We start from the raw sequence: 25,384 nt of genomic DNA on the forward strand, positions 1-25,384 counted from the left end.
GGCATCATGACAGCTTCAATCCGCAGCGGCCTCGTCATGCAACTCGACACCCTCACCCTCTCCATCCAGGACCACATCGCCACGGTCCGCCTGAACCGGCCCGACAAGGCCAACGCGATGAACGCGACGATGTGGCAGGACATCCGGCGCGCCTTTGACTGGATCGACGGCCAGGCCGAGGCGCGGGTTGCCGTGCTGGAGGGCGAAGGCAAGCACTTCACCGCGGGCATCGACCTCGCCATGATGATGGGCATCGCCCCGCAGATCGCCGACCCCTGCGACGGCCGCACCCGCGAGAGCCTGCGCCGCGTCATCCTCGACATGCAGGACACGCTCACCAGCCTGGAGCGTTGCCGCAAGCCCGTGCTGGCGGCCATCCACGGCGCCTGCGTGGGCGGTGGCATCGACCTGATCTGCGCGGCCGACATGCGCTACTGCTCGGCCGACGCCTACTTCTCCATCAAGGAGATCGACATCGGCATGGTGGCCGACGTGGGCACGCTGCAGCGCCTGCCCAAGCTCATCGGCTCGCAAGGCCTGGTGCGCGAACTGGCCTACACGGGGCGGCGCGTGGAGGCGGCCGAGGCGCGCGAGATCGGCTTGGTCAACCGGGTGTTTGACAGCCGCGAGGCGCTTGGTGCCGGTGTGCGGGAGATCGCCGCGAGCATTGCCGCCAAGTCGCCGCTGTCCATCCGCGGCACCAAGGAACAGCTGAACTACGCGCGCGACCATTCGGTGGCCGACGGCCTCAACTACATCGCCACCTGGAACGCCGCCATGCTGATGAGCGAGGACCTCACGAAGGCCATGATGGCCGGCAAGGGCACGCCGAGCTTCCGGGGCTGAACGGCTCCGATGGCCTAGTCGATCAGATCGATGGCCCAGTCGAACGACGGATCGCCCACGTCGTTGTGTGCGATGTTGAAGTCCTTGCGCTGGACCAGCAGCTCCAGATAGGCCCGGCTCCTGTAGCGCGCCTCGTAGGCGAGCACGTCGTTGACATTGCCGGGCGCATTGGCACTCGTCAGGATCAGGCGCACGGGCAGGCGGGGGCTCGCCGCGAAGCGGGCCTGTTCGTCCAGGATGTTGCTGGCCGTCAGCGCCCAGAAGGAGCCGTCGAACAGCAGGTAGTTCCTGAAGAAGGGCGCGGCCACGTCTTCGTTGCTCAGCAGGATGGAGCCCAGCAGCCCGCCATAGGAAGTCCCGGCGTAGCTGCGCACGCCCGTCGTGCGGTAGCCGGCCTCGATCAGCGGCGCCAGTTCCTCCTTCAGGAAGCGGCCATAGGCCGGCGCGCCGTTCACCGTGTAGTCGATGGCCCGGCGGTCGGGCGGCCCCTGCTCGATGTTCACCAGGATCATGGCCTTGCGGCGCTGGTCCAGCATTCGCGAGAACGCCGGGAAGGTCCACTGGCCGTCCGTCGCATACATCACCGGGTAGCTCTTGCCCGAGGTCGCGTAGTTCTCCGGCAGGTAGACGTGATACGGGTAGGTGATGCCCGTGATCTTCGACGGGATGGACTTGCCGCGCTCGACCGTGCCGGCGTAGACATAAGCAGGTGCCGACGCGGCAGTCTGAACGAGCGGCGGGGTCGTCTCGGTCGAGCTGCTGCCGCCGCCACCGCAGGCGCCAAGCAGGGAGCCAAGGCTCAGCAGCAGCGGCAAGTGTTTGAACATGGGATCCCTTGGGTTCTCGAGGCCGCTGTCCAACTCACTGGCCCAGGCATACGGCACAGGTCATGCGCAACAGCCCGGCTATCGCCGCTGCGCGCTGGCTGCGCCGTTGTCGCCTGTCGCGGCATCGTTCTGGCGCATCGCTTCCTTGATGACCGACTCTGCGGCCGCAAGACCGGAGGCGCGCTCCACGTTCTGCATCACGCGCTCCTTGTCGATGGTCCATTCCTTGAACGGCGCCTCGTGAGCGGCATCGCGGCGCATCTCGGCCAGGATGTCGCCGCGGCTCACGCCCGCCTCGAGCCGGCTGCGCCACTGCCTCGCCCAATCAGCCGCGGGCACGTCGCGCACGTTCTGCGCCAGCGAAACCAGCGTCCGGTGGGCCTCGTCCGCCTTGCCCGCGAAGGCATAGGCCAGCGCCGCAGACCGGCCCAGCGCGTCAACCTCGCGCGCGCCCTGCCATGCCGAGACGACGCCCTCCAGCGCGGCCTTGGCCGGTTCGTCCGTCGCCGCCACTTCAGCCTTGAAGACCGCGAAAGCAGCTTCCGGCGACAGCGGGCTCAGCTCGCGGGCACGTTGAAGATGGCGCTGCGCCGACAGCACATGGGCGCGTCGGGCGTCGCCCTCGCTGCGCTCGGCAAGACGCAGGTTCGCCATGCCGAGCAGATAGCGGGCCTCGAAATTGGCTTCATCCGTCTGCAGCACGGCACCCAGCTGAGGCAGGGCATCTTGCGGATTGCCCCAGTCGATCTGCGCCCTGCTCAAGGTGATGCGCGCAAGGTCGTCGTTAGGGAACCTGGGCGCCAGAACCACAAGCTTCTTCAGCAGCGACTCACCGACCTCCCGGCTCGGGCAGGCCTTCAAAGCGGCGTTCGCCAGCACGAACTCACCCGCTGGCCGCGGCAGGCTGCGAAAGCTCATCCGCGTGGCGGGAAAGGACGGCGGCGCCACCCGCAGCGCCGTCATGCCCTTGAGCCCATACCGCCACATCGCCTCGCTGATGTTGGCCTTCTTCAGGCCAAAGGCGCGCTCGAATGCCATCGTCGGCGCCACGCCGCGCTCGACGAGCAGCAGATACCGGTTCAGCCGCTTTCGGTTCTCGTCAGACGACAGCATGTAGTGCGTCAACAGCCAGGACTTGGCCTCGAACTCAAGGCGCACGCCGGCGGCACCGGCGAAATTGCGCGCATGGGTGAGGTTGTCCTGCAGGACGTCGTCGTACTCCAGGCTGTACTGCCGACCCTCACCGAGGAATTTCAGGTACGCGCCGAGGCCCTTGGGCACCCGGCCCACCACCATCTGCGTGTCTGAAAAACGCACGCTGGAGAAGTACTGCGCGAACCCGTCGATGAACGACGCGGGCATGCGGATGTCCGTGTGGCGGTACAGGAAGTGGCGCGCATATGCTTCGAAAACATAGGACAGCGTTTCGTTCAACGGCGCCTTGTCGAGCTGCTCATCGCCGAGGCTGGCGATGCGGTCCAGATGCACCCCGAAACCCTGGACGCCGGACGCGCAGCTGCTGTACAGGCCGACCGCATCCGCCGGCGTGCTGCCGTCGATCTCACGCAGGTCCGAGGGGCTGTTGTGAAAGTACAGGGTCAGCTTAGGCTCCTGCCGCTGCACAGGTCGGTCAGGCAGGGTGTAGATGCGCAGCAGGTGGTCGAGCTTTTCCAGGTTGCCCAGCAGCAGGCTGACATCGTCTTCGCCGGCATCGGAGTACACGACGAAGTGCTGGCTCTCGGCGCGGAACCACTGCGAGACCTCCGCCTTCTTGCCGGCCACCGTCACGCGTGGTTCGACATTCACCGGGCCGGATTGCTGGGCGCTGGCAGGGCAGGCCGACAGCAGACAGAGGGCAGCGGCGAAGGCGCTCGCCCAGGGTCGGTTGCGCATGAAACTTCCTTTTCGATGTGCGGATGGTCGGCACGCCGCGCGTCCGGGCCTTGATCGTAAGTGCACGGCGCAGCGCCCGCACCCGCCTGCACCCAGCTTGTGCGCGCCCTCGCTAGCCGGCACGCAGCGCGCGAATGTCCGCGGCAACAGCCTTCAGGTCGTTGCCAAACTGGTGCCCGCCTTGCGCCAGCGTCACCGCGATTGCCTGCGGCAGCCTCGCGGCATGCAGGGCCAGATGAGCGAACGGCACCGTCTCGTCATCGCGGCAGTGATAGATCAGCAGCTGCGGAATGGCGGCCAGCTTTTCTGCGAGGTCGGCCGGCAACACGAGTTCGTCGAAGGCCCAGCGCTCGCCGTCCCACGCCGGTGCGGCCAGCAGAACCAGTGCGTTGACATCAATCGGCGGCGCCTGCTCCGCCAGGTAGTTCAGCAACATGGCGCCGCCCAGGGAATGTCCCAGCAGCGTCACCGTGCCTTTGAGCTTGGACAGCTCGGCGCCGATCTGCCGCTTCCACCGCTCCAGGCTCGGCTCGTCTTCGCCGCGCATGCGCGGGTAGTGCACCTCGTACGCCGCGCCCAGTTCCCGCCCGAGCGAAGCCGCCAGGGGCGCATCGGCCGCGTGTGCGCCCTCGCCGCCGCCCTGGATGAAGAGAACCTGTTTCTTGTGCGTCATGGCGCCTGCTCCTGCGGCTTTGCAACGCCGACTGGCACACCGCAAGCGGTGCCTGGCAACGGCCGTGCCTGCGCGTGTCTTAGCATCCGTCCATGCTCGTCGCCTCCCAAGTCCTCGCCTTTTTGGCGACCGCCCTCGTCCTGACCGCGACGCCCGGCCCGGACAACCTGATGGTGCTCAGCATGGGCATCTCGCGAGGCCGCCGCGCGGGCATCGCCTTCGGACTCGGCTGCGCCCTGGGCTGCCTGAGCCACACGCTGCTCGCCGTCGTCGGCATCAGCGCGCTGGTGGCCGCCTCACCGGTCGCGTTCAAAGCGCTGAAGCTGGCCGGTGGCGCCTATCTGTTGTGGATGGGCGTGCAAGCCTGGCGGCACGCAGGCGCCGTGCGCTTGGGCGGCGAGGCGATGAGCGAGACACCGCTGCGCGAGCTGTTCGTGAAGGGCCTGGTCGCCAATGCCATTAACCCCAAGGTCGTGCTGTTCTTCCTGTCCTTCCTGCCGCAGTTCGTCGTCGCGTCGCAGGGTCAGGTGGAGTGGCAGCTCGGGCTGCTGGGCCTGCTGTTCACCGCGCAGGCGGCCGTGCTGTTCGGTCTGCTGGGCTACTTCTCCGGCGGCATCGGCGCCTGGCTGAACCGCCGGCCGAACGCGGGCCGGTGGCTGGATCGGCTGGCGGGCACGGTGTTCATCGGCCTGGGTGTGCGGATGATCGCGGCGCGCTGAGCGCCTGGCGCCTCACTTGACGATGCCGCGCTCCCGCAGCAGCGCGATCTGTTCGGCCGTCAGCCCCAGTTCCGTCAACACCGCGTCCGAGTCCTGGCCCAGAGCCGGTGCATTGCGGCGGTGTCCACCGGGCGTGGCCGACAGCTTGGGGCAGACGCCGGGCACGTCCAGCGCTTTGCCATCAGGCATTCCAGGCAACTGGACCTGCTGAAGCATGCCGCGTGCGCGGTAGTGCGGGTCGGCGGCGATGTCGGCCACCGTGTAAATGCGCCCGGCCGGCACCTCGGCGCCCTCAAGCGCCTGCAGCACCTCGTCCACCGGCCGCTGCGCGGCCCAGTCGCCGATGGCCGCGTCGATCTCGGCCACGCGGGCCACCCGGCCGGCATTGTCGGCCAGCGCCGGGTCGCGGCCCAAATCGTCGCGACCGATCAGCGTCATCAGCCGGCGAAAGATGCTGTCACCGTTGCCGGCAATCAGCGCATAGCTGCCATCGGCGCAGCGGTAGGCATTGGAAGGCGCAATGCCCGGCATGGCGCTGCCGGCCGGCTCGCGCACCACACCAAAGGCGCTGTACTCCGGCAGCAGGCTCTCCATGCAGTTGAAGACGGCCTCGTACAGCGCCACGTCGATGACCTGGCCCTGGCCAGTGGCATGGCGGTGCTGCAACGCCAGCAGGATGCCGATGACACCGTGCAGCGCGGCCAGCGTGTCGCCGATGCTCACGCCCACACGCACCGGCACGCGGCCGGGCTCGGCGGTCAGGTGTCGCAAGCCGCCCATGGCCTCGGCCACGGCGGCGAAGCCCGGCCGGTTTCGGTAGGGGCCGGTCTGCCCATAACCGCTGACGCGCAGCACGATGAGCCGCGGGTTTGCGGCGAGCAGCTCGTCGGGGCCCAGGCCCCAGCCTTCCATCGCACCGGGGCGGAAGTTCTCGATCAGCACATCGGCCTCGGCGGCAAGCCGGCGCACGATGTCCTGCCCCTCCGGCGTACGCAGGTCCAGCGCCAGCGAGCGCTTGTTGCGCGACTGCACCTGCCACCACACCGACGTGCCGTCCAGCAGCAGCCGCCACTTGCGCAGCGGATCGCCGGCGGCGGGCGGCTCGATCTTGATGACCTCGGCGCCGAAATCCGCCAGCGTCCTGGCGGCGAACGGCCCGGCGATCAACTGGCCCAGTTCGACGACCTTGAGGCCGGCCAGCGCGGTGGGGGTGGTTGGGAGAGTCAAGGCGGCGGCAGTCATGCAGGGGAGTGTCCGGGGCCTGAGAACCGGGGAGCATCCGCATCTGGCCCGCGCGGGCTTGGCGGGTGGCGAAGACCGGCGGCCGGGACCCGGTGTGCAGTAGGGTCTGCGTGGAACTGGGCTGCCGCTCCCCCGCGTGGCACCGCAGAATCAACGCATGAAAGCCGTCACCCTTGCACTGCTGGCCCTTGCTTCGCTGCCGGCCTCGGCCTCGGCGTTGGAGCTTCGCGATGGCGACGTGGTGCTCTACCGCCATGCCCTCGCGCCGGGCGGCGGCGACCCGCCGGGCATGACGCTGGGCGATTGCAGCACCCAGCGCAACCTCAGCGACGAGGGCCGCGCGCAGGCCCGGCGCATGGGCGAGTCGCTGCGCAAGCGCCTCGGCGCCCTGCCGGTCACCGCTGTCTGGGCCTCCCCCTGGTGCCGAACGATGGAGACCGCGCAGCTCGCCTTCCGCGGCGTGCCGCTCAAGGCGCAGCCAGCCTTCGGCTCCTTCTTCGCCGAGCCCGGCCGCGAAACGGAGATGCTCCAGCAGGCTCGCGCCCTGCTCGCCGGCTGGCGCGGCCCCGGCGTGCTGGTGGTGGTCACGCACCAGGTGACGGTGACCGGGCTCAGCAGCGTCTATCCCTCGTCCGGCGAGGGTGTCGCCATGCGCTGGCGATCCGGCAGGAGCGAGGTGCTTGGGCGGCTTGACCCGCCCAAGCCATAGCGACTCGGCTCCCGGTCGGCCAAGCCAGGGACGGCGCCTTGGTCGACCTTCAGCCCTGCTCCTTACAGGCCTCCCCCCATCCGAATGGCTCATACGAACCTAGGGAGTAATGCCTGCGGCCCGGCGGCGACAGCAGCACGCGGGGTATTGCCCTGCGAGCCAATCAACAGGAGATCTCCCGAATGAACACCGACCATCACGCCGCCTCTGCCCCTCACCGCACAGCCATCAAGCGCCATCAGCTGGCCGCTCTCGGGGTGGTGCTTGCTGCTGCCCTCTCGCTTCCTCAACCGGCCACCGCGCAAGCGCCGGCCTACCAGATCACGTTCAAGAACCTCACCAGCAATGCCGCCGCCACGGGGGCGGCGACAGCACAGACCGGCCAGCGGCTGTCGCCGCCGGTGTTCATCACACACAGCGACGCCTACACGGCCTTCACCGTCGGCCAGGCTGCACCGGAGACGATCTGGCGCATTGCAGAAGGCGGCGACCGCAGCTTCCTGCTCAACGAAGTGAACGCCCTGGTCGGCACGAGCGTGCGCAGCGTCGCGGCGCCGTTGTCCGCGCCCCTGCCTCAGCAAGACTCGGTGACGGTGATGGTGAATGCCGATGCGTCCCACCACCTGCTCTCGTTCACCAGCATGCTCGGTTGGACGAACGACGGCTTCGTCGGCGTCAGCGGCCTGGACCTTTCCGCCATCACCGGCACCGTCACGATCAACCTGTACGGCTACGACGCGGGCTCGGAGAAGAACAGCGAGGCCAACGGCTTTCTCGGCGCACTCGGGCTGGGCAACGCGCGCGATGCCGAAGGCGGCTTGATCACCAGCCACCTGGGCATCCGCGGCGACGCGAACGCGCCAGCGGCATGGAACTGGCTGCCCGGCCCCGCCGCCAGCCTGACCATCACCGCTGTGCCCGAGCCGGGCAGCTGGGCCCTGATGCTGGCGGGCGGGCTGCCGTTGCTGCACCTGCTGCGCAGGCGTGCAGGCGCCGGGTCCACGCACAAGGTCTGAGAGGCCTGAGAACGCCTGAGCAGGGCTGCAAGGCCCTGTCTCCTCAGCTGCCCGTTCACCCACTGACGTGCACTACGGGAGGGGCGCCTCAGGTGCCCTGGAGCGCCTCGACCACGCCCCAGAAAGCAGGCTTGGGCGTGTAGTCGTCATTGAAGAGCAGCGGCCACACCTTGAACGGATAGACATAGTTCATCCAGGTTTCGCCATCCACCAGGCCCCAGAAGGTGATGCCGGCACGCTGAGCCTTGGGCACAGCGTCCAGGTAGGCCTTCACGATGGCCTTGCAGCGGGCCTTCTGCGCCTGAGCGATCTCGTCGGTCAGGGCCGGTACGCCATAGATGTTGTCGAAGACGTCCATCTCTGAGATGCGCACCTTGTAGCCCCGGTCCGCCACGGCCTTGAAGGACTGCTGGATGCGCTCGTTGCTCGGATCGCCCTGGGTCGCAGAGACGGCAGTGCCGAGGCCGGTGTGCATCTGGAACCCGACGCCGTCGACAGGGATGCCGCGCGCCTCGAAATCGTCCAGCATGGCGAGCATGGTGTCGAGCTTCTTGCCGCCGCCCTCGATGGCGAAGTCGTTGTAGTACAGGTCAACGCCGGGCGCTGCGGCCCGGGCGGCGATGAAGGCGTTCTCGATGTACTTCTTGCCTACCTTCTGCAAGAAGATGCTGTTGCGAAAGCCCGAGGCGGCACTCTCGTCCAGGGCTTCGTTGACGACGTCCCAGCTCTGGGTGCGCGTGCCGAAGTGGCGGCAGATCTGCGTGACGTGATCGTCCAGCATGGCCGCCCAATCGCCGCTGTAGGCCTTCATCCAGTCGGGGATTTCAGAGTCCCAGTGCCAGATCAGCGTGTGGCCGTGCAGGCGCATACCGTGGGCTTCGGCATAACTGGCAAGCTGGTCGGCATCGGCAAAGAAGAACTCCTTCTCGCCGGGGTGCAGGTAGCGCATCTTCATGATCACGCCCGCCACGAGGCTGTTGAAGTGCTTGTTGATGGTGGGCAGTTGCTCGGGCAGCGTGAAGATGCTGCGCGCCTCCTTCGCGGCGCTGACTTCCACGCCGATGGGGAACTCGGCCAGGTCCTTCAGCGCGGGCACCACGGCCGGCGGGGGAATGGGCGTCGGCACCGGCGCGGGTACAGGCGGCGGCGGCGGCTGCGTTTGCACCGGCGGCGCGGGAGCAGGCGCAAGCACTCTGCCACCGCCTCCACAGCCCGTCAAAGCCAACGCCAGGGTGCCTTGCACCAAGCTACGTCTGTCCATTCCGTTCTCCTTCGCACCGGCGCGACAACGCTGTCAATGCCGACATATAAAAGGCTGCCTGTGCGGGCAGCCGTTGTCGTGAGAGCGCCGTTGTAGCGGTTGGCGCGTTAGGCGGCCAGGGTGCAATCCCGGCGTTTGCAGGATTTTCCGCAGCCCTCCGCGCCTGCGTCAGTCAGGTAAATCTAGACGCGGCCCGCGGCAGTGAGCTCGACCTTGCCGTCTTTCGGCAGGTGCCCAACTGCAGAAGCCGCACCTGGGCACACCAATTCAGCCACGCCGACGCAGCACCAGCGCCAGCAGGCCGCCGCTCAGCAGCAAAGCCACCGAGGGCTCGGGCACCGGCGCGGCGGCCACGGTCCAGTCGACGCCGCTCTGGCTGCTCAGCGAGTAGCCGATCGCATTGCCGCCGACGGTCACGCCGCTGATGCCCTGCCAGGTCAGCGTGCTTGCAAAGTCGCTACTGGCCTCGCTGAACCAGTTCGGCCCGGCGCCCGCCGTGCCAGCGGACGCCCGCGAGAAGATGCCCAGTTCGAACGGGGTACCCAGCACGACGGTGACGGCGAAGTTCACGTCCTGGTTGATCACCTGATGAAACGGAAAGCCGCCCTGCCCCTGCCCCTGCGCGCGAAAGTTCTGCGCGCCCACCGGCGCGTTGTTGAGCCAGACCTGGCTCCCGATGCGGGTGTAGCTGTTGCCCGTGGGCAGGCCATCGAGCACGCCGTCGAGATGGACGCTGAAGCTCACCACCGCGTTCTGGCCGATCTGCGCCGGGTTGGCCGGCATCAGCGTCCACGTGTCCGTCCAGCCCGCCGTGCTTTCGGCGGCTGCAAAACCGGCGCTGGCATTGGCGCGGAAGTGGGCGTACATCCCGACCGAGCCGTACTTCGCGCTGCCGTACGAGTCGGCCTGAACCGACGGCGTCGCCTGGTTGTAGGCGCCGGCGGCCGTCAACAACTGCCCCGGCGTGGTGGTGGACTGGGCATTGCAGTTGGACAGGCCCGGCTGCCAGTCGAACAGGCCGCCTTCGATGGGGAAGGAGCCGCTGGCCATGCCCGCACAGCTCGACACCAGAGCGCCCGTGGCGCCGAGGTCCTGCTGGCTCATTTCGGCCGCAAAAGTGGGCAGGCTGGCCAGGGCGAAGGGCAGCACTTTGAAGCAGTTGCGCATGTCGGTCTCCTTGTTTGGTGACCGAAGGCTAGGCTTCCATTCAGACGCAGTCAGCCCCTAACGACGGCTGATCCCTGGCGCGCCTGGAATACGTCTGTACGCCGCAGGTGTCGCGTTCCGGGGGGCCGCAGAGCCGCCTGCCGGCCCGTCGTTTGCCCTCATCGGCTCTTCCACCAAAGAGCCGTCACATGAAAGAAACATCCACGCAAGCCGATGACCCCACCCACAGCGCATCAGCCACCTCACCCATCACCGGCCGCTGCCTGTGCGGCGCCGTCACGATCACCGTGGCGCAACGCGATCCGCGGATCGGTGCCTGCCACTGCCGAATGTGCCAGCGGTGGTCGGGCGGGTTGTTCCTGTGCTTCACGGCCGACGCATCCGCCGTCACCATCACGGGCGAGGTGACCCGCTACCGCTCCTCCAGCTTCGCGGAGCGGGCCTTCTGCCCGGGCTGTGGTTCGCACCTGTGGTTCAACGACGTCGACGCCGACGGCCAACCGAAGAGCTACGAACTGATGCCGGGGCTTTTTGACGCCGCCCGTGATTGGCCGCTTCGGTCGGAAATCTATGTTGATCGCGCCTTCAAAGCCATCCGTCTGTTGGGCGACCACCGCCGCAAGACGCGAGCGGAATACGAGGCAGAGAATCCGTTTCTGCCGGGCGACTGACGCGGCGCAACCGTCAACACGGCGCTTGCCTCTCCATCGGCCTCGCCTTCAACGTTGTGCGCCCCCGCCTACCCCAGAGCGCGCCAAACGCTGACCTGTGCCACCAAGCAATCCACTACCGTTTGCGTTCCATCGACGTCAAGGAACCCAACATGAGCTTCTTCTCCAAAATCCTCGAGAAACTGGGCATTGAAAAACGCGAGGAAGCCGCCGCCCCGGCGCCGACCAGCGCGTCCACCGCTGCATCTCCGGCTCCCAGCGCGAGCGCCGTCGCGCCTCAGCAACCGGGCCTGATGCCCGACGGCACGCCAGCGCCGATCGGCATCGTGGACGTCGAAGCGCAGCTCGAACAACGCGCCGCCAACAACGCCCAGAAGCTCAACTGGCGAACTTCGATCGTTGACCTGCTGAAGCTACTCGACATCGACTCCAGCTTGGACGCTCGCAAGGAACTGGCGGTCGAACTGCGTTGTCCTCCCGAACTGATGCAGGACTCGGCCAAGATGAACGTCTGGCTGCACAAGATGGTGCTTGCCAAGATCGCGGTGAACGGCGGCAAGGTGCCCCAGTCGCTGCTCGACTGACCCTGCCCCGCCTTGCAGGCTTGAGCGAGCCGAGTTCGCCAATGCGGCGCGTGCGGGCGTGACCAAGGTGATGTGCGGTGGCACTCGTGTAGCCTCCTCGCATGCACCGCCGCCTCGCCCTGGTCACCGCAGCGCTCATGGCCAGCGTGGCCCTCGCCACCTGCGCCGTCGTCAGCAGTTTGGCCACCGGCCATCTCGACATCGAACAAGCCGAGTTGCAGGCGCGCATCGCGCCGCGCTTTCCGACCCACCATTGCAAGCTGCTCATCGCCTGCGTGGACCTGTCCAACCCGGTCGTGGTGCTGACCGACGGCGACGACCGCATCGGCATCACGGCCGATGCCAAGGTGACGCTGGGCACGCGTGAACGCAGCGGTCGGGTCGGCCTGTCGGCCCGGCCTCGCTACGTGCCGGCGGAGGGCCAGCTCTTCCTGGAAGACCTGCAGGTCACGACGCTGGAGCTCAGCGGCCTGCCCGCCGAGTACGCCGAGGTGGTGAAGCTCTACGCCCCGCAACTCGCCAAGGACGCGCTGCAACGCCGTCCCGTCTACACGGTGGACACGAGCACCGCCAAGGGCGCGCTGGCCAGGCTGGCGGTGCGGGATGTGAAGGTGGTTGGCGGCAAGCTGCGGGTGAGCTTTACCTAGAGTGGTACGTGGGGTGAGCGCAGCCAACCCAACGAACTATGGCGGTCAAACGTGGGGGTTCGCAGGCTCACCCGAACCTGCGGCTGTCGCCGGTAACGGGGCACGTGACCCATCACGACGACCCCGCCGGGCATTTCTGCGAAAGCTTCAGTTGCCAGAGCGTTGACTGACTTGTCGAAACCGCGGGGGCTGGTTCGTCGTCAGTTACCACTACCGGTGTGCCCATGCCCATCCTCTACTACTCCCCCAACCTCAACCCCCGCCTGTGCCTGGCCACGGCGCGCCACCTGAACGCCCCGGTGCGCTACCAGGCCGCCGAGCCGCTCGGCCCCAAGGCGGCGGAGTTCGCCCATCTCAATCCCAACCTGCGCGTACCGGTGCTGGCCCGTGACGATGGCACCACGTTGTGGGAGACGGACGCCATTGCCTGCGAACTGGCCCGCTTGTCCGGCCAGCCCGAGTTCTTTCCGGACGGCGCGCAGTTGCCCGAGATGCTGCGCTGGCTGAGCTGGACGGCCATGCACTGGGGCCTTGCCGGCTCGGGGCTGTACTACCAGCGCCTGCTGGTAGCGCGATACGGCCTGCCGCCGCTCGGCGAGCGTGAGATGGCCCACCACCTGTCGGAGTTCAAGCGGCTGGCCGCCATCCTTGATGCCCACCTGTCGGGGCGCCGCTGGATGCTGGGCGAGGCACTCACGTATGCCGACTTCCGCGTCGGCGCTTTGCTGCCCTATGCCGAGGCCATCGACCTGGACCTGTCCGGCCACCCGCAGATTGCCCGCCTGGCCGCGCAGCTCAACGAACTTCCGGCCTGGCGGGACCCGTTCGCGGGCTTGTGAAGTCGCGGCTCAGGCCGGGCACCGCACCCCAGCCCCGCCGACGAGCTGCCAATCCGAGAACCCGCCGGCGGGATCTGGGGGGTTGCCACCGATATCGCTTGGCCGGAGCATCCTTGCCACTCAGGCCCAGGAGGCTCCCCATGCGCTGCAACCGATTCGTTCGCTGGCTGGTCGTTTCTGCACTGTGCGCATCGGCCGGAGCGCTGACGGCGGCGCCCGTCGTCACGACGCAAGCGGTCTGGGTTCAGAACAACTTCAGTACCCCCATCACCTTCACGTTCCTCTTTTCCCAGGCCTTCGTCGGAACGGGCAATTACGACTTCAAACTGAGCATGGCGGGCAGCTTGGCCGACGGCGCTCGCGACGGCGCCGCGGTGGCCCCGTTGGCAGTGTCCGGCCATCTGGCGGAGTTCAGCCTCGTCACCGGCAACGGGCCGGCGGCCATGGGGGGCGCGGGCGCTTTGACGACGCTTGCCGGCGCACCGGGCGATGCGGGTGCGGTTCAGGTGTCGGGCTTCACCGTCAAAAACTTTTTGAGCGGCCCGGTTTCGTATTTCGTCACCAACGACACGCCCCTGCCCAACACCGGGCGCGTCCTGTCTCAGGGAGCGGTGGCCGGCACCGGCGCCGACGGCGGCATTGATGGGGTGGCGCTCGGCCCGCCGGCGGGCGAGACGCTGTCGAGGTTCGGTTACGTGCGCAGCGGCGGCACGCTGGACTTGTACGACGTGAATGCCAGTGACGTCGGCCCCGGCCCGCTGGCCGGCGTGCTGGCCAGCGACAGCCAGCTCTTCGACTGCTCGGTGAAGCCGGTTTGCCTGACGCAGCGCTCGGCGCTGCGAGTAGAGATGGACGGCGTCAACGACGCCGCGGCATTTGTCCAACGCCATGAAATTGGCGGCGATCCCATCGCCGACATGAGCACGGTCATCGATCTCATCGACGAAGAGACCGTCTCCACCAGCTTTTCCTGCGCCGACAGTGGCGGCTGCACCGCGCTTCTGAGCACCGTGTCGTTTTCGCTGACCCCGGGCGACGTCATGGCCTTCGTCGTCCGCGGGGAAATCAGCGACACCGCCGCCACCGTGCGCGAGCCCAGCGGGCTCGCCGCATTGCTGCTGGCCGCCTCCGCGGCCTGCCTGACGGGGCGGCGGCAAAGGCGGCGATGAAGCGAAGCGGCGGCAGCGCGGTAGGTTGGAGTGAGCAAAGCGAACCCCAACGCTTCATTCGCCCGCGTCGATCTCCGTGTGACCGACGCTTGCCCAGAAAGCATCGACAACGCCTTCCCGGATGAAACGATGAACGCTAAGGTGCGGCCAGTGGGCAGCCTGTTGGGCCCAGCCGTGCTTCACCGGATTGAAATGGATGTAGTCCACAAGCCGCTCGAAATCGGCGTTGTCGCGAATGAGGCTGTTCCCAGTAGCGCCGCTGCCGAAGCCCTCGCACTCCCTTTGATGCGCGGCTTGCGCTGATCGGCTCGCCTTGAAGGAAGAGATAGGGCACCGCTGCCTCGCCACCGCCTAACCTACAGGCAATCCATGCCCCAATCAGCGGCGCGCGTCAGCTTTGCTTCCGTCCACAGCGTAATAGGCGGCTTTGTCGATCACAGCGCGCCAAGCTGCGGATGCCGGCAAATCCACTGAGGGGTCAGCCAGTCTGGTCGTCGCGTGGGCTTCCAATTCGCTCATAGCCACATACGCATCAATGCGACTCGCCTCTTCTGGAATTTCGAAACGAAGGCCATTCGTCGAGTCCGTGGTGTGTCCGAGGATCGTCGTCACAAAACTATCTAACGTGGGATCTTTTGCCTTTGTCGCCTCGAAAGCAGCCCTAGCCGCTTCGGGTTTAAACAAAGACAAGCTCCACAACACCCGTCCCGGATTGCACAACGCGTAGATGGCGCCAGTTTTCGCTGCGGCAACAATGTTGGCGGACAACATCCCGGTCATTGCGTCCTTTGAAGATTGTGGCGCCAACACGCGGTCTCCGTTCGACTGCTCGTACATGAAGCTACTTAGGCAGACATCGACAGCCACCGTGAGCGCGTTCGGGTCAGCAACCAGCCGCTGAGCAATATCTCCCGTGTAAGTAGGACTCGAGCTTTGGACAATGTTTTCAATTGCTCGCACTGCCACTGTGGACGGCGCGACGCTGAACAATCGACCCATGTCCCGCCCACGTGAACGGAACGGCTCACGTTCAAGCAGATTCGCAATGTCGACGCAAAGCTCCTCAACCTCGTCTGCAGGAACAACCGTTGATGCAGCGATGTCGCCTATGGTTTCAATGAACTCAAGGCAGTTTTCGCCGTTGAGCGCTGCGACCACACCCTCGCGCTTGTCTTTCTGCAGCATGTAGTGCTTCGCAAGCACAACGCTGACGTCGCTGCCGCTCACCTGCAGTTGCAAAGCAATCACCAGCCGGGACGGCGCAGCAATATGCCCCTCGACGTCGGAAACTTGACCGTAGTTCACTGCCTCGTCGGCTTCCGCTGTCATCGGAAACAGCGTGTGGACCAAACGCGCCATCGCTGTTGGTAGAGGACACGCGGCAGTCGCAAGCCTGCGTCGCTCAGCAGCCTGCTTGACAACTTCGGTAGCCTTCTTCATTTGCAGCTCATCCGTCGGCACCCGGCCAATGAATGCGCTTGGTTCGCGCTTGAGCATTTCGTAAACAGGACCGCCTTTTACCATTAGCGTTGCCAGACCAATGATGTCGGCCAAGACAACTTCGCCTCGCAAAGCTGGCTCGATGAGAGCCACCGTGTTGAAGACACGCTCGAAGTCTCTGGGATGCTCAAGCATCTCCCGCAGGCCTCCAAAATAGATCCTGGAGAGCCGATCTTGTTGTTTCGGGAAGTGCTGGCCCCGCGCTTCAGATGGCAGGCTCTCGATCGCCTCATCGATTAGCGCCACTCTGGCCTTCTTCGTAATTGCTGGTAAAGGCAGACGCACCTGAACGATCTTGTCCAAGTAGCTTTCGGAGCGCGGGACGGATGCTGCCCGCAAGGCTTCTGCGACGTATTCCTGATCCCATGCGAGTACATATCGCACATTTGGAAGGTCACCGACGGCCTTCACGATGCGAACCATCTCGAATACTTCCTGGGGAAACAGCCGATCAATGTCGTCGATGAATACGACGATCGGCCGTTCGAGCTCCCGAAGTGCGATCTCCACATCGCGCTTGCGCGCTTCAAGATCAGCAGCCTTGACCTTGGCGGCTGCTTCTATGGCGTCACCGGCACCTCCGACAACACTACCTACAGCCTGGGCCAGTTCACCCGCTCCTGGAATCAGCTTCAGGACATCGAAGACCTTCGTATAAGCCTTGAGCTGTTGAGCCGCAGCCTGGGCGGCACCAACGTTGTCGGCCAGTTCCAGCTGTGCAGCCATCTTGGCGAGAAACACGTGCAGCAACGCGTCTCGCTCACCAATCTGCCAGGGGTTGAAGTGGACGATGACCGACCTCGGATCTTCCTGGCGGATAAGAGCTTCGATCAGAGCGAACGTTGAACTCTTACCGCTTCCCCAGGGCCCTTCAATTGAAATGACAAATCCCGCGCATTCGCCAACGCGAAGGGCATTTACAGCCAACTGCGCAAATGCAATGCGCCCAAGCTTGTCCTTTGCGATGGCGCAGTCCGATGTCAGGGCGCGATCTATGCTGAGCTTGAGTGAAGATTGCGACATTTCGACACCTAAGGGAGGGTGGCAAGGTTATCTCTCAGTGGCCCATACATCGATTCCCTGCTTCCACCGCACTCAGCCGTCTGACGCCTCGTCGATCCGGCAATGGACTCAGAACAAGAAATACCTCTGCGCCATCGGCAACTCCTTCGCCGGCTCGCAGGTCAGCAACACACCGTCCGCCCTCACCTCGTACGTCTGCGCGTCGATCTCCATGACCGGCAGGTAGTTGTTGAGCAGCATGTCGGCCTTCTTGACCGAGCGGCAGCCCTTCACCGGCACGAGCGTCTTGGCCAGGCCCAGCTTCTCGACGTTGCCCTGCCCGGCCTGGCTGACGAAGGTCAGAGAGCCCTGCTGCAACGCCGCGCCGAACGAACCGAACATCGGCCGGTAGTGCACCGGCTGCGGCGTGGGGATGGACGCGTTCGCGTCGCCCATCGCGGCGGCGGCGATGAAGCCGCCTTTCAGGATCAGCGACGGCTTGACGCCGAAGAAGGCGGGCTTCCACAGCACGAGGTCGGCCCACTTGCCGACTTCAATCGAACCGACTTCGTGGCTGATGCCGTGGGCCAGCGCGGGGTTGATGGCGAGCTTGGCGAGGTAGCGCTTCACGCGGGCGTTGTCGTTGCCGGCGCCGTCTCCAGGCAAGGCGCCGCGCTGCACCTTCATCTTGTGAGCGGTTTGCCAGCAGCGCAGACTCACCTCGCCCACGCGGCCCATGGCCTGGGAGTCGGACGAGAACATGCTGATGGCGCCGAGGTCGTGCAGGATGTCTTCGGCGGCGATGGTCTCGCGGCGGATGCGGCTTTCGGCAAAGGCCAGGTCTTCGGCAATGCCGGCGTCCAGGTGATGGCAGACCATCAGCATGTCGAGGTGCTCGTCCAGCGTGTTGACGGTGAACGGCCGCGTCGGGTTGGTGGAGCTGGGCAGCACGTTGGCTTCGCCCACCACACGCATGATGTCCGGCGCATGGCCGCCGCCTGCGCCTTCGGTGTGGAAACTGTGGATGGTGCGGCCCTTGAAGGCGGCAATCGTGTCTTCGACAAAGCCGCTTTCGTTGAGCGTGTCGGTGTGGATGGCGACCTGCGTGTCGGTCAGCTCGGCCACGTTCAGGCAGTTGTCGATGGCCGCGGGCGTGGTGCCCCAGTCCTCGTGCAGCTTCAGGCCGATGGCGCCGGCGTCGATCTGCTGCATCAGCGCCTCGGGGCGGCTGGCGTTGCCCTTGCCCATGAAGCCGAGGTTCATCGGAAAGGCCTCGGCCGCCTTCAGCATCGTGGCGATGTGGTGCGGGCCCGGCGTGCAGGTGGTGGCCAGCGTGCCGGTGGCGGGGCCGGTGCCGCCGCCGATCATGGTGGTCACGCCGCTCATCAGCGCCTCTTCGATCTGCTGCGGGCAGATGAAGTGGATGTGGGTGTCGATGGCGCCGGGCGTGACGATGAAGCCCTCGCCCGCAATGATCTCGGTGCCGGGGCCGATGACGATGTCCACGCCGGGTTGCACGTCGGGGTTGCCGGCCTTGCCGATGGCCGCGATGCGGCAGCCGCGCAGGCCGATGTCGGCCTTGACGATGCCCCAGTGGTCGACGATGACGACGTTGGTGATGACGGTGTCGACCGCGTCACCGGCGCCGGGGCCGTTCGGGCGCTGGGACTGGCCCATGCCGTCGCGCACGGTCTTGCCGCCGCCGAACTTCACTTCCTCGCCGTAGCCGCCGGCACGCAGCGTCAGGTCTTGCTCGATCTCGATGATGAGGGCGGTGTCGGCCAGGCGCAGCTTGTCGCCGACGGTGGGGCCGAGCATCTCGGCATAGGCGCGTCGACTGATCTTCATAGTTTTCCCTGGACCAGGCCGCGGAAGCCCCAGACGGCGCGGTCGCCGCCGAGGTCAACGAGTTCGACGGTGCGCGACTGCCCGGGCTCGAAGCGCACGGCCGTGCCGCTGCAGATGTTGAGCCGCATGCCGCGTGCGGCCTCGCGGTCGAAGCCGAGGGCCGCGTTGGTCTCGGCGAAGTGGTAGTGCGAACCGACCTGGATGGGCCGCTCGCCGGTGTTGGACACCTTGAGCGTCAGCGTGCGGCGGCCGGGGTTGAGTTCATGCTCGCCTTCGGCGGTGATGAGTTCGCCGGGGATCATCACTTGCGTCCCTTGGCCAACCACCAGATGGCCACGCCGGCCGCAGCGACGAGAGCCATCAGGCCGGTGCCGTCCGAACCGTGCAAGTGAGCGGACGGCGCGCCGTGGCCGTCGTGGGCAAGCGCCGGAGCGGCGATCAGGAGGAGTGCGAGTGCGCGCATGGTCGGGGCTCAGGCAATGGGTTGGTGGACGGTGACGAGCTTGGTGCCGTCCGGGAAGGTGGCTTCGACCTGGATCTCCGGGATCATCTCGGCGATGCCGTCCATGACGTCGTCGCGGGTCAGCACCGTGCGGCCTTCGCTCATCAGCTCGGCCACGGTCTTGCCGTCGCGCGCGCCTTCGAGGATGGCGGCGCTGATGAGGGCGACCGACTCGGGATAGTTGAGCTTCAGGCCACGCGCTTTGCGGCGCTCGGCAAGCAAGGCTGCGGTGAACAGAAGGAGCTTGTCCTTCTCTCGGGGAGTTAGTTCCATCTCGCTTTGCTCGATTCTTTTCAGTTGGCCCGAGCGACCACAAAGGCCGGTCGAGCCCTGGGAGTGAGTTCCATCTTTGCTTCGCTCGTTGTTCAGCTCGGTTTGACTATGGCTTGCAAGCCGGGTGCCAGTCGATCAGCACCTGCCCGGGGTCGGGCTTGCGCGCCGGGCCGGCTGGCTTGCGGGCTGGCGTGCCCAGCGCGATCCAGCCCACCAGCGTCTCGCCGGGTTCGCAGAAGGCGGCGGCGATGGCCGGGTTGCGGACCTTGGCGCCGCTGAGCATCTTGCCGCCGAAGCCCAGCGCGTGGGCCGCAGACAGGAAGTTCGCGATCGCGCCACCGATGGCCGCCCATTGCTCGTGAGCCGGCACCAGCGGGTGACCCAGGTCGATGCGGGCGACGACGGCAATGGTGATGGGTGGCCGCAGCGCACGCTCGGCGTCCAGCGCAGCGCCCTCCTCGCCTTTGCCTGCCATGCGGGCGGCGTCGGCGAACAAATCGGCCATGGCTTGCTTCGCCGGGCCGCGCACCAGCTTGAAGCGGAAAGGCACCAGTTCGGCATGGTCCGGTGCGCGCAGCGCGGCTTGCACCATGAAGGCGAGCTGGGCGTCGTCCGGCCCGGGCTCGACGAGGTGCTTGGGGCCGACCGAGTAACGGCCGAGCAGAGCGTCCAGCGCGGCGGCCGTCATGGCACCGCCTCAGCTGTTCTTGGAGATCGAAATCGTCGGGAACTTGGCTGAGTAGTCTTTGCTCTGCGCCGCGACCTTGGCGGCCACCTTGCGGGCCAGGGCCTTGTAGAGCGCAGCGACGTCGCCATCCGGCTCGGCCGCCACGGTGGGCGTGCCGCTGTCGGCCTGGGCGCGGATGCTCATGGCCAGGGGCAGCGAGGCCAGCAGCTCGGTGCCGTACTGGGCCGCCATCTTGCTGCCACCCTCGGCCCCAAAGATGTGCTCGGCGTGGCCGCAGTTGGAGCAGATGTGCACGGCCATGTTCTCGACGATGCCGAGGATGGGGATGCCCACCTTCTCGAACATCTTCAGGCCCTTCTTGGCGTCGATGAGGGCGATGTCCTGCGGCGTGGTGACGATGACGGCGCCGGTCACGGGCACGCGCTGCGAGAGCGTCAGCTGGATATCGCCGGTGCCAGGCGGCAGGTCGATGACGAGGTAGTCGAGATCCCGCCAGTTCGTCTGGCGCAGCAGCTGCTCCAGCGCCTGCGTGGCCATGGGGCCGCGCCAGATCATGGCTTGGTCGTCGTCGACGAGGAAGCCGATGGAATTGAGCTGCAGGCCGTGAGCGACATGCGGCTCCATGGTCTTGCCGTCCTCCGACTCGGGCCGGCCGCTGGCGCCCAGCATCAGCGGCTGGCTGGGGCCGTAGATGTCGGCGTCCAGCACACCCACGCGGGCGCCTTCTGCATGCAGGGCCAGGGCCAGGTTGGCGGCCGTGGTGCTCTTGCCGACGCCGCCCTTGCCGGAGGCGACGGCAATGATGTTCTTGACGCCCGGCAGCAGTTGCACGCCGCGCTGCACGGCGTGGGCGACGACGTTGGTGCTGATGGCGACGCTGACGTTGCCGACGCCGGGCAGCGCCTTGGCGGCGGCCACCAGGGCAGCCGTCAGCGCGGCGTGCTGGCTGGCGGCCGGGTAGGCCAGTTCGACGGCGATGGCCACATCGCTGCCCGAGACCTGGACCGACTTGACGGCCTTGGCCTCGCCCAGCGTGCGGCCACCGTCGGGGCCTGCCACGGCTTGCAGCAGGGGTTGAAGCGCGGCTTCGGAAATGGCGGTCATGGCAGGCAAGAGTTCACGAGAAGGCGGGGCCAGCAGTCTAGTTTGCATCCAGCCCTCGGCGTTGTGCGTAGAGTGGGCTGATCCAGTCCCGAAGCCGGAGATTCGCGCATGCGCCGCACCACCCTGATGCTCACCGCCGCGTTGCTCGGCGCCCCTCCCCTGGCTATCGCGGAATCCAGCGGCGGCGGCAAGCTGCTGCTGACCGGCGGCGTGTCCAGCATCGACGGCGCGGCCGGCGGTGGCCTCACGCCCTGGGCCGTGACCGGCAGCTACGCCACCGAGGGCGAGGTGGGCGCCACCGCCTTCGTCACCCGCGCCAAGACGGGCAACTACGGGCTGTGGGCCTATGGCGCGGCGCTGGCGGTGCATGACCGCTTCGAGGTCAGCCTCGCCAGGCAGGATTTCGACACGCAGAGCAACCTCGCCCCGCTGGGCCTGGACGGCCTGCACCTGAAGCAGGACATCTTCGGCGCCAAGCTGCGCATTGCCGGGGACGCGGTGCTGGACAGCGACACGCTGATGCCGCAGATCGCCATCGGCCTGGAGCACAAGAAGGCCCACGTCGGCGCGCTGGGCCCGACGCTGTTCGGCCCGCTGGGGGCGAAGTCATCTGGCACCGATTTCTACATCAGCGCCACCAAGCTCTTTCTGGCCGAGGGCGTGCTCGTCAACCTGACGCTGCGCGCCACCAAGGCCAACCAGAACGGCCTGCTCGGCTTTGGCGGCGCACAGGGCGGCGGCACCAAGATCCAGCCGGAGTTCTCCATCGCCAAGCTGCTGACGAAGAACCTGGCCATCGGCGTTGAGTTCCGCGCCAAGCCCGACAACCTGCACGAGTCGGTCCTGGGCTCCGGCGCGCTGAAGGAGGACGACTGGAAGGACATCTTCATCGCCTGGGCGCCCAGCAAGCAGGTGTCCATCACGGCGGCCTGGGTGGACCTCGGCCGCATCGCACCGGCCGTGCAGCCCAAGCGCCAGACGGGTGCCTACCTGTCGGCGCAGTTCGCTTTCTAGGAGAAGAGTCATGCGTCTTGTCGCTATTGCCACTGCCTGTTTGCTGCTTTGTGGCGCTGCTACGGCGCAGACACCGCCTGCCAACGACAGCGTCTACCAGGCCTGGGGCGGCAAGGCCGGCATCCGCGCGGTCATGGACGACTTCGTGCCCCGCCTGTTTGCCGACCCACGCACGGCGCCTTTCTTCAAGAAGGCCAACCGCGAGAACCTGGCGACGCAGCTGACCGATCAGCTCTGCCAGGAATCCGGCGGGCCCTGCGTCTACAAGGGTGTGCCGATGAAGCTGGCCCATGAGGAGCTGGAGATCGGCCGGCGCGACTTCAACGCGCTGGTGGAGATTCTTCAGCAGGCGATGGACGCGAAGGGCATCCCGTTCGCGGCGCAGAACGGCATGCTGGCGCGGCTGGCGCCCATGCACCGCGAAATCGTCACGCCGGTGAGCAATTAGGGTCTGTTGGCACCGCATCAATAGGCCGCGAAGGCCGGTAGCCAGGGGCCAATCAAGGCGCAGCGCGCCGCCCGCACTCGCGTGCGGGCAAGTGATGCAACGCCGAGTGGCCCCTGGCTACCGGCCTTCCCTTCGGGTTGTGGCCAGAAAGGCCGCGCGCGGCGTTGCAAATCCTCGCCGGGTACCCAACCCGGCTCCGGTTTGCGCCTTGCTCGCGGCCTTTCTGGCCACAACGCGGCCTGTTGCTGCGGCGCCAACAGACCCTAGCAGCGTCCGTAAAGAATTCTTTCGTTAACGGGCGCGCCACAGGCCGCCCAGATCTGCGTGGCAAGCTGACGGCCATGCAACTTCTTCGCCTTCGCATCACCGCCGCTGCCGCGCTGGTGGCTGGCGGCAGCTATTCCGCCGCCATTGCCCAGACCAGTCCCACCCCGCCGACCAACGCGGCCTCGGCCCCGCAACGCCCCGCCGCCCAGCCCGCCGAGGCCAAGTCCGCCGAGCAGCTCAAGCGCGTCGAGATCAGCGGCACGGCCAGCGACGACTCCATGCGCCGCGCCTCGACGGCCAGCAAGATCGTCATCACGCGCGAAGAGATCGAGAAGTTCGGCGACTCGACGGTGGGCGAGGTGCTCAAGCGCCTGCCCGGCGTGACCACCGGCGGCCGGCCGGGCCGCGGCGGCGACGTGCGCATGCGCGGCATGGGTGGCGGCTTCACGCAGATCCTCGTCAACGGCGAGCGCATGCCGCCCGGCTTTTCGCTGAGCGAGCTGCCGCCCGAGCAGGTCGAGCGCATCGAGGTGCTGCGCGCGCCGACCGCAGAGTACGGCGCGCGCGCCATCGCCGGCACCATCAACGTCGTGCTGCGCGAAGCGCTGAAGAAGAAGCTCAACGAGTTCCGCGCCGGTGTGGGCATCGAGCGCGACAAGGTCAACCCCGGCATCAGCTGGAGCCGCAACGACAGCTTTGGCGAAGGCCACACCTACACCTTCGGCCTGAACGCAATGCGCGGCGAGCGCGCCGACGACGTCATCAGCGACACGCTGCGCGTCAACCGCGCCACGGGCGCCGAGCAGCTGCAGGTCACGCGCGGCCGCAACGAGGACACGCGCCAGGCCCTGAACCTGAATGGCCGCGTGCAGTTCAAGCTGGGCGGCCAGGACAGCCTGAGCATCCAGCCCTTCATCGTCGTGAACAAGTCGGACAGCCACGCCGACATCTCGCGCACGACCACGCCGACGCCGGTGCCGCCACTGCCCGGCGATTTCGACCGCGTGCAGACCGACGGCGACAACCGCTTCACGATGGCGCGCTTGAACATGCAGTGGCAGATGCGCCCGGATGCCAACACGCGCATCGAGCTGCGCGGCGGCGTGGGCGGCGCCAGCGGCGGCAGCCACAGCCTGCGCCAGGAGACGCTGCTGGGCGCGCCGACGCGGCTGCAGCAGGACACCACCGACAGCCGCGACCGCAACTGGAGCCTCACGGGCAAGTACTCGCGCAGTTTGGAGAACGACCACAACCTCGTCGTCGGCGCCGAAGGCGAAGGCAACACCCGGGACGCCAGCCGCATCACGCTGGTCAACGGCGCTCCGCAGCAAGGCCTGGGCGAGTTTGGCGACAACATGGACGCCTCCACCACGCGCTTCGCGGCCTATGCGCAGGATGAGTGGACGGTCGGCAAGCAATGGGACTTCTACGCCGGCCTGCGTTGGGAAGGCATCAAGACCGAAAGCAGCGCGGCCAACTATGCGGTTGGCAACCGCTCCAGCGTGTTCACGCCGCTGGCGCACGCCCGCTACAAGCTGGACCCGGGCGGCAAGGAAGCCATCCGCATGAGCCTGACGCGCAGCTACCGCAGCCCGCAGCTGCAGGACCTGATTGCGCGGCCCAGCATCAACAGCAACGTGCCGCACGACATCACGACGCCCGACCGCGCCGGCAACCCCGATCTGAAGCCCGAACTGGCGACCGGCCTGGAGGTCGGCTACGAGAAGTACCTGACCAAAGGCGGCCTGCTCAGCGCCAACTTCTTCGCCCGGAGCATCAACAACCTGATGCGCAACGTGACGGCGCTGGAGACGGTGTCCTGGAGCGCCACGCCGCGCTGGGTCGCTCGGCCGCGCAACCTGGGCAAGGCCAGCACGATGGGCCTGGAGCTGGAGGCCAAGTTCCGGCTGGACGAGTATTTCGAAAGTGCGCTGCCGATCAACCTCCGCAGCAACCTGAGCTTCTTCACGTCCAAGGTGGACGGGCTGCCAGGCCCCAACAACCGCATCGAGGGCCAGCCCAAGGCGACGGCGAACCTGGGGTTCGACTACCGGCTGCGTTCCGTGCCGTTGTCGCTCGGCGCCTCGCTGAACTGGACACCTTCGTCCACCATCCAGCAGACCGCACTCACCGAGGTGACCAGCAACCGCAAGCTGGTGAGCGACGCCTTCGTGCTGTGGAGCGTCACACCGGAGCAGTCGCTGCGCCTGTCAGCCAGCAACCTGACGCCGCTGGACTACTACACGGGCAGCGTCAGCACGACGGATGCGCAGATCGTCTCGACGCGTAGCGGCGGGCCGAGTTATACGCAGTGGCAGGTCAGGTGGGAGATGAAGATTTGAGGTAGGGCTGCGGCCTCATCTTTCGTTGTCCGGATGCTTTTGCGAACGGCGTGTCTGCTCGGTGCATTGCCGGGAGTCCCGCCCGGCAGCGGGGTAACTTTCTTCTGCGGGGCCAGAAGAAAGTCACCAAAGA

26 protein-coding genes are annotated in these 25,384 nt (G+C 66.8%); 12 read left to right on the forward strand and 14 right to left on the reverse strand.

The features are described from left to right. Window positions 1-6: 6 nt before the first annotated feature. Window positions 7-846 carry a crotonase/enoyl-CoA hydratase family protein gene (locus tag AC0IZJ_RS26945; RefSeq protein ID WP_471855098.1) on the forward strand — a complete coding sequence of 280 codons (840 nt, stop codon included), beginning with the start codon at window positions 7-9 and terminating at the stop codon, window positions 844-846. A 14-nt stretch (window positions 847-860) separates the two neighbouring features. Here the strand turns inward: AC0IZJ_RS26945 and AC0IZJ_RS26950 are convergent, their stop codons facing one another. The 3 genes from AC0IZJ_RS26950 to AC0IZJ_RS26960 form a co-directional block, all read right to left on the reverse strand. After that, window positions 861-1,673: an alpha/beta hydrolase gene (locus tag AC0IZJ_RS26950; protein ID WP_471855099.1), complete on the reverse strand. Its 813-nt coding sequence runs from the start codon at window positions 1,671-1,673 to the stop codon at window positions 861-863. A gap of 78 nt (window positions 1,674-1,751) precedes the next feature. Beyond that, window positions 1,752-3,566, reverse strand: a complete 1,815-nt coding sequence (locus tag AC0IZJ_RS26955) for a hypothetical protein (RefSeq protein WP_471855101.1) — start codon at window positions 3,564-3,566, stop codon at window positions 1,752-1,754. 112 nt (window positions 3,567-3,678) lie between these two features. Next, window positions 3,679-4,239: an alpha/beta hydrolase gene (locus AC0IZJ_RS26960; protein WP_471855103.1), complete on the reverse strand. Its 561-nt coding sequence runs from the start codon at window positions 4,237-4,239 to the stop codon at window positions 3,679-3,681. 92 nt (window positions 4,240-4,331) lie between these two features. Here AC0IZJ_RS26960 and AC0IZJ_RS26965 point away from each other — a divergent pair, with 92 nt between their 5' ends. Then, the gene (locus tag AC0IZJ_RS26965; RefSeq protein WP_471855104.1) at window positions 4,332-4,958 is read left to right on the forward strand and encodes a LysE family translocator; all 627 of its coding nucleotides are present in this window, start codon (window positions 4,332-4,334) and stop codon (window positions 4,956-4,958) included. 12 nt (window positions 4,959-4,970) lie between these two features. Here the strand turns inward: AC0IZJ_RS26965 and AC0IZJ_RS26970 are convergent, their stop codons facing one another. After that, window positions 4,971-6,200 (reverse strand): CaiB/BaiF CoA transferase family protein, encoded by a 1,230-nt coding sequence (locus AC0IZJ_RS26970; RefSeq protein ID WP_471855105.1) that lies wholly within the window; start codon window positions 6,198-6,200, stop codon window positions 4,971-4,973. A gap of 157 nt (window positions 6,201-6,357) precedes the next feature. On the opposite strand from AC0IZJ_RS26970, the gene AC0IZJ_RS26975 reads away from it, so the two are divergent. Next, entirely contained in the window at window positions 6,358-6,909 is a 552-nt protein-coding gene (locus AC0IZJ_RS26975) for a histidine phosphatase family protein (RefSeq protein WP_471855107.1), read from the forward strand. A 182-nt stretch (window positions 6,910-7,091) separates the two neighbouring features. Continuing rightward, window positions 7,092-7,925, forward strand: coding sequence for a spondin domain-containing protein (locus AC0IZJ_RS26980; protein WP_471855109.1), 834 nt, complete (start codon window positions 7,092-7,094; stop codon window positions 7,923-7,925). Window positions 7,926-8,013: 88 nt separating this feature from the next. On the opposite strand, the gene AC0IZJ_RS26985 is transcribed toward AC0IZJ_RS26980, so the two are convergent. Next, entirely contained in the window at window positions 8,014-9,090 is a 1,077-nt protein-coding gene (locus AC0IZJ_RS26985; protein WP_471855111.1) for an endo-1,4-beta-xylanase, read from the reverse strand. A gap of 363 nt (window positions 9,091-9,453) precedes the next feature. Next, on the reverse strand, window positions 9,454-10,353 hold the full coding sequence (locus AC0IZJ_RS26990; protein WP_471855112.1) for a PEP-CTERM sorting domain-containing protein: 900 nt from the start codon (window positions 10,351-10,353) through the stop codon (window positions 9,454-9,456). A gap of 188 nt (window positions 10,354-10,541) precedes the next feature. On the opposite strand from AC0IZJ_RS26990, the gene AC0IZJ_RS26995 reads away from it, so the two are divergent. The 5 genes from AC0IZJ_RS26995 to AC0IZJ_RS27015 all read left to right on the forward strand — a co-directional run bounded on the left by AC0IZJ_RS26995 (window position 10,542) and on the right by AC0IZJ_RS27015 (window position 14,263). Next, on the forward strand, window positions 10,542-11,024 hold the full coding sequence (locus AC0IZJ_RS26995) for a GFA family protein (protein WP_471855114.1): 483 nt from the start codon (window positions 10,542-10,544) through the stop codon (window positions 11,022-11,024). A gap of 152 nt (window positions 11,025-11,176) precedes the next feature. Continuing rightward, entirely contained in the window at window positions 11,177-11,608 is a 432-nt protein-coding gene (locus tag AC0IZJ_RS27000) for a DUF3597 domain-containing protein (protein WP_471855116.1), read from the forward strand. Between the two features lie 101 nt (window positions 11,609-11,709). Continuing rightward, window positions 11,710-12,255, forward strand: a complete 546-nt coding sequence (locus AC0IZJ_RS27005; RefSeq protein ID WP_471855118.1) for a DUF1439 domain-containing protein — start codon at window positions 11,710-11,712, stop codon at window positions 12,253-12,255. A gap of 224 nt (window positions 12,256-12,479) precedes the next feature. Then, entirely contained in the window at window positions 12,480-13,094 is a 615-nt protein-coding gene (locus AC0IZJ_RS27010; RefSeq protein ID WP_471855120.1) for a glutathione S-transferase family protein, read from the forward strand. Between the two features lie 140 nt (window positions 13,095-13,234). Further along, window positions 13,235-14,263 (forward strand): hypothetical protein, encoded by a 1,029-nt coding sequence (locus tag AC0IZJ_RS27015; protein ID WP_471855122.1) that lies wholly within the window; start codon window positions 13,235-13,237, stop codon window positions 14,261-14,263. Window positions 14,264-14,317: 54 nt separating this feature from the next. Here the strand turns inward: AC0IZJ_RS27015 and AC0IZJ_RS27020 are convergent, their stop codons facing one another. The 8 genes from AC0IZJ_RS27020 to apbC all read right to left on the reverse strand — a co-directional run bounded on the left by AC0IZJ_RS27020 (window position 14,318) and on the right by apbC (window position 21,180). Continuing rightward, complete coding sequence (locus AC0IZJ_RS27020) at window positions 14,318-14,470, reverse strand: hypothetical protein (RefSeq protein WP_471855124.1); 153 nt, start codon at window positions 14,468-14,470, stop codon at window positions 14,318-14,320. A 171-nt stretch (window positions 14,471-14,641) separates the two neighbouring features. After that, entirely contained in the window at window positions 14,642-16,786 is a 2,145-nt protein-coding gene (locus AC0IZJ_RS27025) for a KAP family P-loop NTPase fold protein (protein ID WP_471855126.1), read from the reverse strand. 108 nt (window positions 16,787-16,894) lie between these two features. Next, window positions 16,895-18,613, reverse strand: a complete 1,719-nt coding sequence (gene ureC / locus AC0IZJ_RS27030) for an urease subunit alpha (protein ID WP_471855128.1) — start codon at window positions 18,611-18,613, stop codon at window positions 16,895-16,897. Then, entirely contained in the window at window positions 18,610-18,915 is a 306-nt protein-coding gene (locus tag AC0IZJ_RS27035) for an urease subunit beta (RefSeq protein WP_471855129.1), read from the reverse strand. Before AC0IZJ_RS27035 ends, ureC begins: the two co-directional genes overlap by 4 nt. After that, complete coding sequence (locus AC0IZJ_RS27040) at window positions 18,915-19,076, reverse strand: hypothetical protein (RefSeq protein WP_471855131.1); 162 nt, start codon at window positions 19,074-19,076, stop codon at window positions 18,915-18,917. The genes AC0IZJ_RS27035 and AC0IZJ_RS27040 overlap by 1 nt, the downstream gene beginning before the upstream one ends. 9 nt (window positions 19,077-19,085) lie before the next feature. Next, window positions 19,086-19,388, reverse strand: a complete 303-nt coding sequence (gene ureA, locus AC0IZJ_RS27045) for an urease subunit gamma (RefSeq protein ID WP_471855133.1) — start codon at window positions 19,386-19,388, stop codon at window positions 19,086-19,088. Between the two features lie 106 nt (window positions 19,389-19,494). Further along, complete coding sequence (locus AC0IZJ_RS27050) at window positions 19,495-20,076, reverse strand: nitroreductase family protein (protein ID WP_471855136.1); 582 nt, start codon at window positions 20,074-20,076, stop codon at window positions 19,495-19,497. 9 nt (window positions 20,077-20,085) lie between these two features. Further along, window positions 20,086-21,180: an iron-sulfur cluster carrier protein ApbC gene (apbC, locus tag AC0IZJ_RS27055; protein WP_471855138.1), complete on the reverse strand. Its 1,095-nt coding sequence runs from the start codon at window positions 21,178-21,180 to the stop codon at window positions 20,086-20,088. A 108-nt stretch (window positions 21,181-21,288) separates the two neighbouring features. On the opposite strand from apbC, the gene AC0IZJ_RS27060 reads away from it, so the two are divergent. The 3 genes from AC0IZJ_RS27060 to AC0IZJ_RS27070 all read left to right on the forward strand — a co-directional run bounded on the left by AC0IZJ_RS27060 (window position 21,289) and on the right by AC0IZJ_RS27070 (window position 25,251). Further along, a complete protein-coding gene (locus AC0IZJ_RS27060; RefSeq protein ID WP_471855140.1) occupies window positions 21,289-22,194 on the forward strand; it encodes a DUF3034 family protein in 906 nt (301 codons plus the stop codon). 10 nt (window positions 22,195-22,204) lie between these two features. Next, window positions 22,205-22,642, forward strand: a complete 438-nt coding sequence (locus AC0IZJ_RS27065) for a group I truncated hemoglobin (protein WP_471855142.1) — start codon at window positions 22,205-22,207, stop codon at window positions 22,640-22,642. 341 nt (window positions 22,643-22,983) lie between these two features. Continuing rightward, window positions 22,984-25,251 carry a TonB-dependent receptor plug domain-containing protein gene (locus AC0IZJ_RS27070; RefSeq protein ID WP_471855144.1) on the forward strand — a complete coding sequence of 756 codons (2,268 nt, stop codon included), beginning with the start codon at window positions 22,984-22,986 and terminating at the stop codon, window positions 25,249-25,251. The last annotated feature ends 133 nt before the right edge of the window (window positions 25,252-25,384 follow it).

The organism is Roseateles sp. AC306 (genome assembly GCF_979253795.1).

Bases quoted from the DNA above. Each gene is read 5' to 3' on its own strand.
- AC0IZJ_RS27015 (WP_471855122.1), top strand. From the start codon at position 13,235: ATGCGCTGCAACCGATTCGTTCGCTGGCTGGTCGTTTCTGCACTGTGC.
- AC0IZJ_RS27025 (WP_471855126.1), bottom strand. From the start codon at position 16,786: ATGTCGCAATCTTCACTCAAGCTCAGCATAGATCGCGCCCTGACATCG.
- AC0IZJ_RS27040 (WP_471855131.1), bottom strand. From the start codon at position 19,076: ATGCGCGCACTCGCACTCCTCCTGATCGCCGCTCCGGCGCTTGCCCAC.
- AC0IZJ_RS27060 (WP_471855140.1), top strand. From the start codon at position 21,289: ATGCGCCGCACCACCCTGATGCTCACCGCCGCGTTGCTCGGCGCCCCT.
- ureA (WP_471855133.1), bottom strand. From the start codon at position 19,388: ATGGAACTAACTCCCCGAGAGAAGGACAAGCTCCTTCTGTTCACCGCA.
- AC0IZJ_RS26965 (WP_471855104.1), top strand. From the start codon at position 4,332: ATGCTCGTCGCCTCCCAAGTCCTCGCCTTTTTGGCGACCGCCCTCGTC.
- apbC (WP_471855138.1), bottom strand. From the start codon at position 21,180: ATGACCGCCATTTCCGAAGCCGCGCTTCAACCCCTGCTGCAAGCCGTG.
- ureC (WP_471855128.1), bottom strand. From the start codon at position 18,613: ATGAAGATCAGTCGACGCGCCTATGCCGAGATGCTCGGCCCCACCGTC.
- AC0IZJ_RS26970 (WP_471855105.1), bottom strand. From the start codon at position 6,200: ATGACTGCCGCCGCCTTGACTCTCCCAACCACCCCCACCGCGCTGGCC.
- AC0IZJ_RS26960 (WP_471855103.1), bottom strand. From the start codon at position 4,239: ATGACGCACAAGAAACAGGTTCTCTTCATCCAGGGCGGCGGCGAGGGC.
- AC0IZJ_RS26950 (WP_471855099.1), bottom strand. From the start codon at position 1,673: ATGTTCAAACACTTGCCGCTGCTGCTGAGCCTTGGCTCCCTGCTTGGC.
- AC0IZJ_RS27005 (WP_471855118.1), top strand. From the start codon at position 11,710: ATGCACCGCCGCCTCGCCCTGGTCACCGCAGCGCTCATGGCCAGCGTG.
- AC0IZJ_RS26990 (WP_471855112.1), bottom strand. From the start codon at position 10,353: ATGCGCAACTGCTTCAAAGTGCTGCCCTTCGCCCTGGCCAGCCTGCCC.
- AC0IZJ_RS27070 (WP_471855144.1), top strand. From the start codon at position 22,984: ATGCAACTTCTTCGCCTTCGCATCACCGCCGCTGCCGCGCTGGTGGCT.
- AC0IZJ_RS27050 (WP_471855136.1), bottom strand. From the start codon at position 20,076: ATGACGGCCGCCGCGCTGGACGCTCTGCTCGGCCGTTACTCGGTCGGC.
- AC0IZJ_RS26980 (WP_471855109.1), top strand. From the start codon at position 7,092: ATGAACACCGACCATCACGCCGCCTCTGCCCCTCACCGCACAGCCATC.
- AC0IZJ_RS26955 (WP_471855101.1), bottom strand. From the start codon at position 3,566: ATGCGCAACCGACCCTGGGCGAGCGCCTTCGCCGCTGCCCTCTGTCTG.
- AC0IZJ_RS26975 (WP_471855107.1), top strand. From the start codon at position 6,358: ATGAAAGCCGTCACCCTTGCACTGCTGGCCCTTGCTTCGCTGCCGGCC.
- AC0IZJ_RS27010 (WP_471855120.1), top strand. From the start codon at position 12,480: ATGCCCATCCTCTACTACTCCCCCAACCTCAACCCCCGCCTGTGCCTG.
- AC0IZJ_RS27000 (WP_471855116.1), top strand. From the start codon at position 11,177: ATGAGCTTCTTCTCCAAAATCCTCGAGAAACTGGGCATTGAAAAACGC.
- AC0IZJ_RS27035 (WP_471855129.1), bottom strand. From the start codon at position 18,915: ATGATCCCCGGCGAACTCATCACCGCCGAAGGCGAGCATGAACTCAAC.
- AC0IZJ_RS26995 (WP_471855114.1), top strand. From the start codon at position 10,542: ATGAAAGAAACATCCACGCAAGCCGATGACCCCACCCACAGCGCATCA.
- AC0IZJ_RS26945 (WP_471855098.1), top strand. From the start codon at position 7: ATGACAGCTTCAATCCGCAGCGGCCTCGTCATGCAACTCGACACCCTC.
- AC0IZJ_RS27065 (WP_471855142.1), top strand. From the start codon at position 22,205: ATGCGTCTTGTCGCTATTGCCACTGCCTGTTTGCTGCTTTGTGGCGCT.